The organism is Paenibacillus lautus (assembly GCF_050482385.1).
Lineage (GTDB): Bacteria > Bacillota > Bacilli > Paenibacillales > Paenibacillaceae > Paenibacillus_AQ > Paenibacillus_AQ lautus_B.
The window spans coordinates 104,717-118,989 of sequence record NZ_JBCNHV010000001.1; the positions used below are offsets into that span (position 1 = coordinate 104,717).

7 protein-coding genes are annotated in these 14,273 nt (G+C 52.5%); 1 reads left to right on the plus strand and 6 read right to left on the minus strand.

Annotation, left to right across the window (positions count from 1 at the left end; translation table 11 throughout):
- Window positions 1–45: 45 nt before the first annotated feature.
- The gene (locus ABEW73_RS00565) at window positions 46–3,384 is read right to left on the minus strand and encodes a DUF5107 domain-containing protein (protein ID WP_430172746.1); all 3,339 of its coding nucleotides are present in this window, start codon (window positions 3,382–3,384) and stop codon (window positions 46–48) included.
- Window positions 3,385–3,500: 116 nt separating this feature from the next.
- Between ABEW73_RS00565 and ABEW73_RS00570 the strand changes: the two genes are divergently transcribed.
- Complete coding sequence (locus ABEW73_RS00570; RefSeq protein WP_430172744.1) at window positions 3,501–4,445, plus strand: helix-turn-helix domain-containing protein; 945 nt, start codon at window positions 3,501–3,503, stop codon at window positions 4,443–4,445.
- 572 nt (window positions 4,446–5,017) lie between these two features.
- Here the strand turns inward: ABEW73_RS00570 and ABEW73_RS00575 are convergent.
- From ABEW73_RS00575 to ABEW73_RS00595, 5 genes are all read right to left on the minus strand, one after another.
- Window positions 5,018–5,893 (minus strand): amidohydrolase family protein, encoded by an 876-nt coding sequence (locus tag ABEW73_RS00575; RefSeq protein WP_090907997.1) that lies wholly within the window; start codon window positions 5,891–5,893, stop codon window positions 5,018–5,020.
- Complete coding sequence (locus ABEW73_RS00580; RefSeq protein WP_430172741.1) at window positions 5,880–9,050, minus strand: GNAT family N-acetyltransferase; 3,171 nt, start codon at window positions 9,048–9,050, stop codon at window positions 5,880–5,882. The genes ABEW73_RS00575 and ABEW73_RS00580 overlap by 14 nt, the downstream gene beginning before the upstream one ends.
- Entirely contained in the window at window positions 9,047–9,226 is a 180-nt protein-coding gene (locus ABEW73_RS00585) for a hypothetical protein (RefSeq protein ID WP_430172739.1), read from the minus strand. Before ABEW73_RS00585 ends, ABEW73_RS00580 begins: the two co-directional genes overlap by 4 nt.
- Before the next feature lie 1,132 nt (window positions 9,227–10,358).
- Window positions 10,359–12,470 (minus strand): alpha-galactosidase, encoded by a 2,112-nt coding sequence (locus ABEW73_RS00590; RefSeq protein ID WP_430172737.1) that lies wholly within the window; start codon window positions 12,468–12,470, stop codon window positions 10,359–10,361.
- 99 nt (window positions 12,471–12,569) lie between these two features.
- The gene (locus ABEW73_RS00595) at window positions 12,570–14,183 is read right to left on the minus strand and encodes an ABC transporter substrate-binding protein (protein ID WP_430172736.1); all 1,614 of its coding nucleotides are present in this window, start codon (window positions 14,181–14,183) and stop codon (window positions 12,570–12,572) included.
- Window positions 14,184–14,273: the final 90 nt, after the last annotated feature.

Consider the following 14,273-nt stretch of genomic DNA (forward strand, 5'->3'; position numbering starts at 1 on the left):
TCAAGGACCGTTCATAACGGCCCTTGAGAATAAAGTGTTGATCTCTTAGATCAACGTCTTGCAAAGCTCCAAATGCAACGCAGCTCCTTGATGGTGAGACTCCAGCTGCAGCACCTCCCCGAACAGGTTCTCCGCGGACTGCCGGTCACCGAGTCCAAGTTGACCAAGCCCCATCATGTAGCGGCAATGAATTTCGTTTCTTCGGTCCAGATCTTCATCAAACACCAGAAAGTCCGGGAGCGAAACGGCAAAGTAATCGATACTCTGAGGCTCGAATATATGCTTCTCCCCGTAATCGATCAGCTTGTTAAACCGGCTGCGAGCTTCATTGTCTCGGCCCAACCTCCGCAGCGCAGCCCCTTGATAAAAAATCATGTGCGGCGGCTGATCGTTGTAATACATCGCGCTGGTGGGCTCATCCAGCCCCTCCGAAGCTTTCAGGAAGTACGCCTCCGCCTCTTCGGACCGGCCGAGCCCCTCGTATGCGCAGCCCAGGTAATAATCGATGTTATTCTCCTGTGCTCCCGTGAGCTTCCCTTCATTGATGTTGAGCGGATATTGCTTGGCGGCAAGGAGCTGCTCTACGGCATCCTCATAGCGATGATCCTGAAGCAGCTTCTTCGCAAGCTCCACCCGGGCTACTACATACTGGGCCGGAACCTTGCCCTCGCCACCTTCCCATGGGTGAAAGTTGCGTTTCAGAATCAATGCCAATGCTTCCTCATAACGATTCAGCGTATTGTGCAGCGTCATATATTCCAGATATAAATCGTCGCGCTGCTCGACCAGCTCCATGTGCTCCTTCATCGCTTTCAAGCGATCAGACGGAGCATGACCGAGCTTTTTATACAATTGGTCCAGCTCGTAGAAGACCCTGGCGTCCGCCGGATTCAGCGAGAAGGCAGTTTGCAGGAATGTCAATGCTTTGTCGTGGTCCTGCCTCTTGTTATAGTAAGCGAGCGCCAAATTCCGATGCGGCGTAGCGAAGCTGCCATCCAGAGCGACCGAAGCTTCCCAGCTGCTTATGGCTTCTTCGTAACGTTTCTTGTCGTACAGCAGATTCCCTAAGTAGTACAACGCTCTCGCATCCTGCCGCTGAACGCCGATCGCCTGCTTAAGCGTCGCGTAGTCATGCAGGGAATTCGGGAAACAGTACGACGGATCGGCTTCCGAGGCCATTCGGTAGCAAGCGGATGCCTCTTCCGCCCGGTTCAACTTCATTAGATTACTGCCCTGGTAGTAATAAACCATCGGATAGACGGCAGATGCCGTAAGGCGTTCGATGCGCTGCAGCACATCCAAAGCGTCGCCAAATTGGCCTGCATCCGCATAGTCCTGAGCCAAGGCGATATAATTGTGCGGATCATCGCGCAGGAGCTGGGCAAGCGATTCATAAGCCCGCCGGCTCTCAACCTCTTGCTTCTGTTCTTGATATACGGTTACCAGCTCGTTCATCGCGCCCGCATCCATGGGATCCAGCTTGAGCGTTTCCTCAAGCCATGATGCCGCATCCGCTAAGCGCCCCAGCTTTCTTAAGACGAAACTCTTGAGATGCCGCGCCTTATAATTACGGTACTGGGCAGCCAGGGATCGTTCGATCAGCTCGAACGCTTCCTCATATTCCCGCTTCTCGCAAGCAATCTGGGCCAAAGCCAGATAACCGGCCCCTTGCCAAGCCCCCGACCAGACCGACTTGTACAGATAAGCGTACGCTTCATCCAAACGCCCTTGCCATTTCAAGGCTTTGCCCAAATGATAGAACGGTTCGCTGTCAAATGGCCGGGCGTTGTGGCGGGTCAAGGTTTCGATGGCTTTTTTGAAATAAGCTTCACTCTCCGTGAGGCAGCCTCTGCGCAGCAGCAGCAAACCGTAAGCATTGTTCAGCCTAACGTCTCCCGCATCGCGCCGAAGACCTTCCATATAATAGGCTTCCGGTTCATAGGTCGCGTGCCGGTACTGCTCCAGATGCTGTCCCGCCAAGAACAGCGCTTCGGTATTCTTCAGGTCCTCCGGCTTACCAATCGCCGTGGCAGGGTCCGGCGTTCGCTCCAAGATACGCGGCTTGGGCTGGTAAGAGATGAGCTCTCTGCCGTCCGCAGCGAATACCGCGACCCGCACATCTTCTTCTCTGACACTGGGGTCTAGTTCGATCACGGCCTGGAAGGTATCGGCTGGCGACAGCTTGACCTTTCGATCCAAATAGGTGCGTCCCGCTCCTGTCAACAGAATGCGAGCCTCTTCCCTAACCGAGGTGGCATAAGCATGTACAACGGCCTTGCGACCGTGAACTTCGAGATTTACAGCGGCGTCAATGGACGCGTTCTTCACCAGCCCGATGTCTTTATAGGGCATGAAGTACTGCTTGAAACTTTTCTCCTCATACGGCGCCAGCCAGGTGAAGTCAGGCTGGTTATCGGTATACACGCCGGTCATCAGCTCGATGTACGGGCCGTCTTCATCGGTCAGGTTGCGATCCCAGGCTTGGCCGAATTCGCCGTGCCCCCATGTCCACTGTTTTTTCCCGGGAGATATATGTTTATTGGCGACATGCAGAATCCCCGCTTTCAAGCCATGGTCATATCCGCCCACGAAATCGTAATCCGAATGATAAGCCATATAGGATGTCGGAACGGGAATGTTGCGGTACATGGAAATATCGACGCCCGCCGAATAGTCCTGCTTATAATACGTGCCGGTTGCGATCGGAAATTTGGACACGTCCCGTTTCCCGTGGTCGAACACCGCGTGAACATCCGGCGGAAATACGGACTGGGTATGGTCGTTGACCGCTACGGCCGGATTCGCCCACCATAGAAAGGTCTGCGGCTCCGAGGTCCGATTGTACATTTGTGCCTGAATTTCAAGATACGCCTTGCCCGGATACAGCGTGAAGCCGGTAGACACCTTCGTGCCGTACATCCGGTCGATCTCGCCGACCCATACCGTCTTGCTGCCATCCGGGTGATCCGTTAAGTTCCACTCCACCTCGCCATAGGTGTTCGGACGGTGATGCTGCGGCCAGTTGAACTCGATTCCCCCGGATATCCATGGACCCGCAAGGCCAACCAAAGCCGGCTTGATCACTTGATTATGGTACACAAAATCATAGTTGTTGGTTTTATCGATGGCCCGGTAGATGCGGCCGCCAATCTGCGGCATGATCTGAATCTGCACGTACTCATTTTCAAGGAAAATGATCCGGTAGGGCTTTACTACTTTCTCATCGTAAATTTTATCGATGACCGGCAGCGGATAGACACGCCCCGAGCTCCCCTGATACACCCGTTTCTCCAAAAACATCGGGTTCAGATCCGGCTTCCCCACTTCATACGTGGGAATCACCACGGTCTCTTCCCGTACGCTCACTTGCCGTTGTTTTGTCATGAGTCGTCATCCCTCCATTAGTATCCGCGTTGGCTGCGTTATGTCTCTATCTTATAAGCCAGCCTGCCGAAGAGCCATTGACGATATCATGCTGATGATGGATTATGTTCTGATTATTGACGCTCAATCCGATTGACAACAATTCCGTTCCGATTCATAGTAAAGCTATGGATACCATACGAAAACCAGACGGATTCGAGTCCCAGAAAATCACTGTCCTCCCGGAGCATATTATGAAAGAGGCCGCCCGGCATCCGCTTGTTGAACCGCTGCACGTGACCGACATCGGATACTTTCCGCGCGCGCTGCATCACTACCGGGAACGCCCGGAGGGCAGCGGCGCGTACATCTTAATCTACTGCGTGGAAGGTGAAGGCTGGTACCGATTGAACGGCGGCAAAACCTATTCTCTCCTCAAGGGGCAGGCGGTTGTCATCCCGCCGGATACGCCGCATGAATATGCATCCTCGGAACTTCATCCCTGGAGCATTTACTGGTGGCATATGAAGGGGACGCATGCAGGTTTATTGTTCGAGGGCTTTACCGACGCAGCCGAACCCGCCATCGTTCCGGTCGACCAGTCAAGGAGCATCGTGGAGCTGTTTCAGGAAAGTTACGAGCTGCTGCAAAAAGGGTATACGCTGAACCATATCATCCATGTCTCACAGCTCGCCGGCCACTTGGCGGCCGTGATCCGCCTCGCCCGGCTCCAACCGCAGCGGGGGCTGCACCAGCACAATAAACATGATATGGAGCAGACGCTTCTGTACATGACCGAGCATCTGGAGGGCCATGTGAGCCTGAAGGAGCTGGCGGCCTACGCCAATCTGTCGATTCCGCACTTCACCTTCCGGTTCAAGGAAGCGACGGGTTACTCCCCCATCGATTACTATCTGCGCCTCAAAATCCAGCGGGCCTGCCAGCATCTGGACCTGACCGGCCAGAGCGTCAAGGAGATCAGCCACCGTCTCGGCTTCCAAGATCCCTACTACTTCTCGCGGTTGTTCAAAAAAATCATGGGAAAATCCCCTTCCAAGTACCGAGATACCCGGAAGGGGTAGGTTTCTCCTCTTTATGTGTTGTGAGACGCTCCACGTACGAATCGTTCCTACCATCGGTGTTGTCCCCAATTTCTTGAATTGGTTCTCGTCAAGGAAGAAATTCGGAGACAAAGGCGACCGCATTCGCTTCTCGGGAATCGTTTCATCCTTTCCACTGCTTCGTGCTGATGCCATAATTAAAAAAAATGTTGCAGAAAAAGAAATCATCGTTTGGAATTATGGCCTGCGACCTTTGTGGTTACAGTTAAACATAATCGAGGCTATCCCCAGTATATAAACTATCTTCTTTCCAAACAAAAAAACTACCCTGACGGTAAAAGTTCCTAGAACAATTGATTCACATGAAGTTTTCAAGTACCGTAAATCGTCCGGTAAGGATGGGGTGATAATGCAGGTAGTGTGGAGCAATCAACCTGTTCTTGAGAGTGTGCGTAGGGGCTAGAAAGAACGAGAAGAAGGCGCTCCATCACGCTGTAGTCTCCATTTTCACTGCACTTTCTAGAGCGGCCTCTATCCGGTAGTTTCGAGAAATTTCGCGCTGTAGGACGGGCTAACTGCCGTCGCCGATGCTTTCAGAGCGCCGCGATCCGCTGCCTGATACGCGGAAATAGTCCAATGGCATTCTGGTAGAATACCTTCTCATGATGCTGCTCAGGCACGAGCCTGCGAACGAATTCCGCATACAGGTCGATCGGTGCGAGCGGCCAGTCGGTTCCGAACAACATTTTCTCGTAATGATCACAGTACACCAGCGCCCGGCGAAAATGGTCCATGAACAGCGGTTCGTTCATGAACCGTTCAAAATGGGGCCGATCTCCGACGACAAGTCCGGACAAATCGGCGTAGACGTTCGGGTTCTTGGCCACCACTTCGGCGGCATCCATCACCCAGGGATCACCCAAATGGCAAATCATGAAGTTCACGCCGCGCTGCTGGTAGGCCAATTCATCTACGGTAAGCGGATGCGAATACTTCAGCAATCCGTTCATGGAGTAAGTATCGCCGGTATGAATCACCACGGGCATGCCGTACTTGGCAGCCAACTCATAAATCGGCGTGTAGATTTTGTCATAGACGTAATGATGGTAGTACCCAGCATATAGCTTTATTCCCGCCACCTCGGGAACTTGCAGACGAGCTTCAATCCTATCGAGCTCCTCTAGGGCGTGCTTGCCGGTGAGCATGTTCGGATTGATGCCGACGCATTCCATTAGGAACGGTGGAACGCTTTCTTGCAGGTCAAGACCCATCGGATTAGGTGAATTGGAATCAGGAAAGGCTCCCTTGGTCTGCTCCGTGACGCCCATTCCAATACCGAGAATGACGTCGTTCTTGTCAAACTCCGCCTTAAGTCCGGCAGTGGTGTAATCGACTTTGGACTGATCAATCGCTGTTTGATGAAAGCTGTCGATGTCCGACAGATGAATATGAATGTCAATGATCGGCATGTAAGATCTCCTTTTCGTCGGCAGGATTGGTAAAGGTCAGCTTCTGAAGGTCACGGACATCCTCCGAATTCAGATCGATTCGACCCAAGATCAGAAAAGTCGGCTGTGTCCAGGCGGTTTTCCCATTCAGAAGTGAAAGATGGTGATTCACATCGTGACTAAACACCTTGTTGTTCACATACGCTGATGAACTCTGATTGTGATAACTATTCACTATATGCAGCATGTTCTGACGAGAAACCGCGCCTATTCGCAAGAGTCCCTTGAAATGAAGCTCGGCTTCCAGCTTCCCGAGAAGGAACTTTCCTTCCCCAGGGATTTCCATCCATCCTTCGGAGAAGATTGGTGAAGGCTTGAAGAAATTATCATCCCTGAGCGAATAATGCGGCAGAACCAGGCCACTTTCGTTGGTCACCGAATGCAGCACGCAGAGAACAGGGACACCAGGCAGCATAAGGTAATGCTGGTCGATCGTGATCCCCCGATTCGCTTCCTGCTTCTCGATGACAGTGCTCATTCGGAGTCCCTTCCAGACGTTGCCGTGCACATCCATCAGCTCCGCCCATGTCGCACTTCTCGGCTCCTGCTGTCGACTGAAGCCACTCATGCCGGGAATGTCCACGCCGAGTCCGCCGTACCAGGGATTCCACCAGGAACGCGGGGCAGCTTCCGGATACGAACTGTCCAACCATTCTTCGCCTTGGTGCTTCAGGGAATGCACGACGCTGCCAAAGCCAGGGGAAGCCGCTATGGAGAGAATCCCGTTGCTCACTGTGTACACGGGACCTGCCGCTCCTTCCTCCAGCCCGCAAACGACGGCTGCTTCCGTTTGGGGAAGCCAGAGAGCCGACCGCTCCTGAACCCAATCCTCGCCGCGATAAACGGCACGGGCCTTCCAACCGGATTCGCCATTTTCCGGGTCTTGCTTTTCCCCAGGGGAGTACTCAAAGCTCGCGGAACGAAGGTCCTGCTCCTTTTGCAACTTCATGTCGGCAACCTTCCGCTCCGGTTCCTCACCGTTTTGCACATACAGTTCCAAGCTACCGGCGAGCGGAACCATCTTTCTTTCGATAAGTTCTGCATTCAGCGGCCCAGCCAAGAACGGATTTCCGCCGCCAAGCGCCAGTTCGAGATGATCGTCCAGCATCGGTACGACCGGGTTCCGCAGCTTCCGGGCGAAGCAGCGGAAATCCCACCACTTGGCGAAGGTGTTTAGAGCAAACACGGTCGTCTTCGTTCGTACGACAGCTCCGCCAGAAATTCGGCCAAGATCATGCTCCAGACCAAGCGGGTATTCTGGGCGAAGCAGCTTCAGGGAAGGGTCCCAACAGATGCCGCAACCGACGTTCTCTTCCTTGCTGAACAGCCAGTTCTCCGTGATCTGGGCGCTGTCCCAATGATCCGGATCGCTGGAGTAAGCATCGCCCATGTCCACATAATGGCCCTGGTATGGCAGGATGAGCCTGTTGCCGAAGAAACCAAAATTCGTCAGCAGATACATGTTCTCTTCCAGCCCTTTGCTGCTGGTGTTGCAGATTTCGTGATAAAACTCGGCGATGCCGCTTGCGAACAGCTTGGCCACCGACTTTATCTCCAGGCCGGGGAAGTCTTCCGACTCGTAAAGGGCTTCAAGTACCTGACTCTCCCCTTCTGAGTAAATCTTCACTTCTTTGGCCTGCTTCTTGGAGAATTCTTCTGCAAACGGCTTACCCAGCTTCGGATAGTTCCACCAGAAACTGTGGTGGGATCCTGGATAATCGATCCACATGTTATTATCATGCTTGCTCAGATGGAGGGAGAATGCACCGTTCACGGCGACCCACTGTTCACCATCTTCCCCACCGAAACGGCCGTGTGTTCCCTTCATCAGGACGGACAGCTTGCTTGTGAAGGAAACCGCCTTTTGATCAACCGGAACTGCCGTCACCCCAACCTCTCGCGAGTAGAGTCCGTAGGACCGCAAGATGAAGGATACCGGGACAGAGGCTTTTCCTTTAGCTGGAAGTGTGAAGCGTACGACACGATCGGCCCATTCCACGCATTCATCCTCTGGCCATTCAAAAGCGAACTCCGCTTCCGAGGCAAAATGGTTCTCCACGTTCAGATACAGCTCGGCCGGAATGCCCGGATAAAGCTCCTTGACTGGCAGCGCCGTCTTCATCTTGACCGGGAATTTCGGAGCGATGCCTATTCGGAACTCGGCTCGCTTGCCACCGATAACCCATTGGCTCTTGACAACGGGATGGGTCTTCTTGTCATTCAGTTCTTCCCGGACCGGGTTAAGCTCGAATTCCCCCTCCACGATGACCGTCTCTCCCGGAGCGATCGTTTGTGCAGCAGTCAGCGCAAAACGGATACTCTTGTCGTCCTGGCCATTGATCTCAATCGCCAGCTCGGAAGCCGAGCGGTTCTTGATTCGATAGCGAACCTTGTAGGCAGAACAGAACACAAGATCGTGATCGTCGATTTCGGTGGAGATTGCATAATCAGGCGTGTCGAGAGCGGTCAGCCCGCGACCGGACTTTTCGAATTCCGCTCGCACGGAGAGATCTCCCTTACCCCAGGTGTATTCAAAGAAATCGAAGCCGCGCTCCCGGCGGCCATCCGGCTCGATGACGAGCTCGCGGGTGCTGTCTGCATACCAATCCAGCTCCTCAAAATAAGGAGCGAGCGCTTCGGTTTGCAAGATGGTCGGAATGAAGTTCATCAGGTGGACGTAATCATCATTTTTTTCCCAGAAAAACCCGCATTTCTTGTACATCGGCACGGCTTTGGTGTTGCCTGCCCAGGTAAACAGATCTAGGCGTGGCCACCCCGCTTCAACTGTCTTGCGGACGGCATTCAAGATCAGATTACGGCCGACCTTGTAGCCGTGATAATCGGGCCGAACATTCAACAGCGGCACATACAGGGCCCCTTCGTCATGGCGGTAGTGGGCGAAACTACAGAAGCCGACAACCTCCTTACCATCGACGGCGAGAAACGCATGAAGATTGGACGAAATCTCCATCTCCCGGCGAACAGCGTCCTCCGTTCTCTGCCTGGTGCCGCCTCCCCAACTTTCGTTGCTGCGGTTCCACATATCAGTGAGCGCCCCAGCGTAGGAAGGGTCATATTCGATAATTCGGATTTGTTCCGCGGTGGTGTTTGTTGTCATGCTCTCATCTCCTTATCATCATCTAGAAGTATGTAGTGAATATAGCTGCACCAAATTACTTTATCTGCATTAGCTTCAAAATTTGATATTTCATTAGAATTCATTAACATATTTATTTTATCGCCACCAATATGTTCGTCATTATCAGCATTATAGAATTGTACAATCTCTACCATATACATCCCATTCTTCAATGCAATCCTATTGTTTGCACAATTTTCGTCTAAGAATCTTATTATCGCTAAATTGCGCAGCCATAGTCAGGCAATCATAATCAACAATATACAATTTGTTATCCGTTATTTCTATATATCCTTCTGTCCTTCTATAGCACTCCATATCATTTAACGTAGCTTCGAACTTTACTTCTATCGTCCATGAATGTTCTATTCCTTCCTCGGTCATTTGGAAACTAATATTTTGCCTTCCATCTCATCTGAGAAATGTTTGAATAGCAACTCAAATTCCCAATCTTCATCTACAGCTATAACTTATCATACTATAAAATGGAAGTATTTAGGCATACAACTAACCCACTACTTCAAAATAAAAACTCCTGCCTAGGGGTCGCTTTCGATACTTTCAGCATGTTTTAGATACTCATTTTGAATATTGAAATTACTACTCGTCTATGTTACCTAACACTTTTTCTTTTTATGTAAATAGTTGAGTTTAATGCTATACATTTGTTATTCTGGAAATTAGAAACTTTTTAAATTAATTGGAGGTTTTTTCTGTGTATGGTATGTATATATTGTTTATTATCTTAATTATTATTGGAGTTACCCCAACTTTTTATAGATTCAACAAACGAATAAATCTATTAGAAGAGCGCATTAGCAAACTTGAAAACAAAGATTGAATATCAGAGCGTAAAAAAAACGGCCTAACCCACAAGGAAAAGGCTGTTTGCTTTATTATCTGCAATCTTCTTTTTTGAACGTTCCAGCATCGTCTGGTCTGTACCACACTTTTTGTAATCCCCATCTCTAGGGCCACCACAGACAGCTGGCTGCGAGTACGACTGGATATGTAGTGGACTGTAACGGTGCGCTGTAGTCCTAATATATGGTGTATGCCCCTCCTCGCTCCTCCATAGGGCGAATATGGAGCCATTCGATACTGTACATTGGTTAGCATACTCAAGGCTAAACCCATAATGGTGATCCACATTTCGTTCCTCCCTTAAGTCCATGATGTAATCTAATATCAGTCATAACATTGACGTTAACGTGGAAGTCGACGGCAAAAAAACGCCGCATTGCCTATAAGACAATGCGGCGCGCTCCGTTCCAGGGGATATACGAACTATTTTTGGATCTGAATGTGATACACCAAGCTGTCGAAATCCCCGCGCAGCGGCAGCTCAATCCCGATGTTCATGAGTGCCCTGCCGCTCCATGTGCCGGTTAATCCCTCAATGGCATACGACTGATCGGCTTGCAGTCCGGTCAGCTGCAGTCTCGGCAGCGGTTCGCCCAGCATCTGGCTGTGCAGGAACGCAAACAGCACGTTGTCGCTTCCGTCTTCGCTGCCATACTGAACGGCCGTTACGCCTTTATGCTGTAGCGAGGCCAAGCGATACTGGCTGCCGAACTGAACCAGATGGCGAATGGATTTGTACTGCGCCACATATTCGGCCGATTGCTCAATCAGCTCATCGCTCCATTCGTTCAGGTTGGAGCCGATGCCGAGCGTTCCCATCATGGCGCTGTGGAACCGGTATTTCAGGGATACCTGTCTGCGATTCATCCCTGTCGGCGACTCGGTTACCCAGCAGGTCATCATCCGCGGAGCATACGTATACGAGAAGCCCTCCTGAATGCTGAGGCGGTCAAAGGCATCCGTATTATCGCTCGGCCAAGATTGGTCGGCATAACGGAAGATGCCGAGGTCGATGCGCGCCCCGCCGCCGGCGCAGGTTTCGAAAGCCACATGCGGGAATTGGCGCCGCAGCTCTGCCCAGATCTCATACAGGCTCTGTACATGGCGAATCCAGATTTCCTTCTGCCGGTGAAGCGGATGATCCTTCATGCCGGGTTCGGTCACCGTCCGGTTCATGTCCCATTTAATGAACTTGATGTCATGCTTCTCCAGCAGGTCGGTCATAAACTGCAGAATATAAGCCTTAACCTCTGGCTTCGAAATGTTCAGCAGCAGCTGATTGCGAAGCTCCGAGCGCTCCCGCGTCTCGAAATGGTACACCCAATCCGGGTGCTCCCGGTACAGGTCGCTGTCCGGATTGACGGCCTCAGGCTCCACCCAGATGCCGAAATCCATGCCCAGTTCATGCACCCGGTTAATCAGCTCGCCGAGGCCGTTCGGGAACTTCTCCCGGTTCACGAACCAATCGCCAAGCCCGGCGCGATCATGGTTGCGCCCGCCGAACCACCCGTCGTCCACGACGAACAGCTCAACGCCCATGCGCGCGGCTCTTTCGGCCAAAGACATTTGATCCTTGGCATTGACATCGAAGTACGTCGCTTCCCAGGAGTTATACAGTACCGGTCTCGTATCGCTGGTGGGCAGGACATCCGAATACTGATAGCGATGCAGCCGTCGGCTCATCCCGCCAAAGCCCCCGCTGCTGTATCCCCCGACGAAGCTTGGCGTATCGAAGGCTTCTCCCGCTCCCAGCACCCACTCGCTGTCGAAGTCGTTGATGCCTCCGGTCACCCGGACATGTTCGAACACCGTCCGCTCAGCCGTGATCTTCCAGTTCCCGCTCCAGGCCAGCGCACCGAACCATACCTGCCCCGCCGATTCCGTGGCATGTCCGTCATCCATCGCAAACCAAGGGTTGGCGTGGCTGTCCGTAAAGCCCCTGCGGGATTCCAGCACCTTCTTTCCTTCGGTGAGGAAGGTGCTGCGCAGCTGAAATTCGCCGGACCATTTCCCCGTCACGTGCGTAAGCCGGTAATCCGCCAGATAGGGGATGACCCATGCCGCGGACTGCGCATTCTCCAGCACAATATCCGCCTCGCCGCGGTTTACGATCCGGGCCGAACGTTCGATCAGGTCGCACTCGGGAATCGCCCGGTAGGACAGCTCCACCTCGAGCGGGTACGCTTCGTCCTTCATGACGATGATCAGCGTCTCCCTGCCTTCCGTCTGCAGCGTGCGGTGCCCGGCATAACGAACCGCCAAGTCGCGAACGCCATCCGGCATGCGGACCTTCAGGCTGGGCTCGCTATATTTAACTCCGCCCCAGAAGCTGTATTCCTCCACCTCCGAATGGACTTCCGCGTCAAACGAGCTGTGTGATCTCGGCCGGAGCAGCGGCGCCGCATCTTCGATCCTGAGCGGCTCCCCCCAGTAGAGATGCTGCAGATTGCCACTGTCGTTGATGCCGAACAGATAGGAGCTGTTATCGGTTTGTAACGCAAACATGCGAAACTGTTCTTGGTATTGAATGGTCACAGAATATCATCCTTCCGATTCGTGTTGATATGGTTTTGCCTGAGTAAGAAAAAACGAAGAGCCAAAAGACGAAGCATCTTTTGACTCCCCTTGGCCAGATTATTTGCCCCACAGCTCTTGACGTTTGTTGAAGTTGTCCGTATAAATCTTTTCCAGCTTGGCCAAACCAGCTGCCTCGATCTCGGCCATCATCTGGTTATAGGACTCCACCACTTGATCCTCCGACGGCGATAGGGCCATCTTCAGGAAATATTTATTGATGGTGTCGTTCACCTTCGTTTCCATAATGGCTTCCGGCGTTCCGCCAGCCGGCCCCAGGTTGTCATACGGTGCTGTATCAAACGACGTATCGGCCAGGTTCTTGATCGCCAGATCCGTGACCGGATCGGTCTGGTAACGGCCCATCAGGTCATACGGGGTTCCGTCCTCGCCGGGACCGTTCTTGATCATCCAGGTCCACTTGCGAATGCCCGTCGTACGGGAGGCTTCGTCCCAATTCTTCTTGAAGGCGTCCAGCACTTCTTGTCTTGGCACATGCTTGCCGTCCTTCATATCCCAATGCTCACCCTCTACTCCCCACATCAGCAGATACTGACCTTCCTCGCTGGCCAGGAAATCCAGCAGCTTCATCGTCCGGACCGGATCCTTGTTGGAGCGGCTGATCGCGACGCCGTCCCAGCCCAGGGAGCTCTTCGGTCCGTAAGTGGCCTCTTCCGGCTTCACGCCCGGGGCCAGCACTTTATATTGGTAAAACTGACGCTCGTCCTCGGTGGCTTTATCGGCTGCCTCGGTTTTGAGCAGCGCATTCGCATTTCCCACATTCCAGAGCGCTTCCGCCGTGGCAAACACGTTGCCGTTGCCCAGCTTCTGCTCGAACTGCTTGGTCTTCATCGTTGCCCATTCCTTGTCCAGCAGGCCTTTGCGGTACAGGGAGTTCAGAAATTTGACCATTTCGAGATAGCGCGGATCGCGGACGTCCTTCTTCAGCTCGCCGTTTGTTTCGTAATACGCCATCATGCCGTACATTCCTTTGAGGCTGCCGGTCACGCTGCCGATATTCTCGCCGTTGAGTGTCATCGGAATGCTTTCTTTCCCGTCGATCGTTGGATACTTCTCCTTGAACTTGACGAGCAGCTCCTCGAATTCCTCCGCGGTAAACGGCTCGCCGTTATTCGCCTTATCCCCGACGCCCAGCTCCTTCATGATGTCCATGCGCATCATGAATCCGAATACCGGGTACTGCTCCAAGCCGTACCAGTTGGAGAAATAATAATTTTTGCCGTCCTCGCTTCGGGTTTTGGTCAAGGTGTCGCCGTACATTTTTTTGATATTCGGTCCATGCTCTTCAATCAGATCATTCAGTGGGACGATCGCGCCGGAGGTAATATACTTGTTCATGATATCGCTTCCACGACTCAATAAAATAACATCCGGAAGATCGCCGCTGGCCAGCATCAGATTCAGCTTCTCGACCGGATTGCCCGTAGGCTGCTGGATCTCGACGGTGACGCCCGTTTTTTCCGTAATCACTTGCGCAACCGGGTTGGTAAAGGCATCCCCCGTGTTTTGGTCAAACCAGGTTAACGTGATCGGCGCGTTGCTGTCCGCATCCGTACCGCTGTCTCCACCCGATGCCGCCTTCTCGTTGCCGCCGCAAGCCGAAAGCGTTGTCATAACAAGGGCTGCTGCCAGAATCAATTTTAGTTTCTTCATTTGTTGAACCCCTTTCTAAGGTCGTCATATTCAAAAGCTCGAATATATCTATCATTGTAAAAATCAGGAGTTCAATCATCTATAACGCAA

Coding starts and splice junctions, on each gene's coding strand:
- ABEW73_RS00595 (WP_430172736.1), bottom strand. CDS start 14,183: ATGAAGAAACTAAAATTGATTCTGGCAGCAGCCCTTGTTATGACAACG.
- ABEW73_RS00585 (WP_430172739.1), bottom strand. CDS start 9,226: ATGGTAGAGATTGTACAATTCTATAATGCTGATAATGACGAACATATT.
- ABEW73_RS00580 (WP_430172741.1), bottom strand. CDS start 9,050: ATGACAACAAACACCACCGCGGAACAAATCCGAATTATCGAATATGAC.
- ABEW73_RS00565 (WP_430172746.1), bottom strand. CDS start 3,384: ATGACAAAACAACGGCAAGTGAGCGTACGGGAAGAGACCGTGGTGATT.
- ABEW73_RS00575 (WP_090907997.1), bottom strand. CDS start 5,893: ATGCCGATCATTGACATTCATATTCATCTGTCGGACATCGACAGCTTT.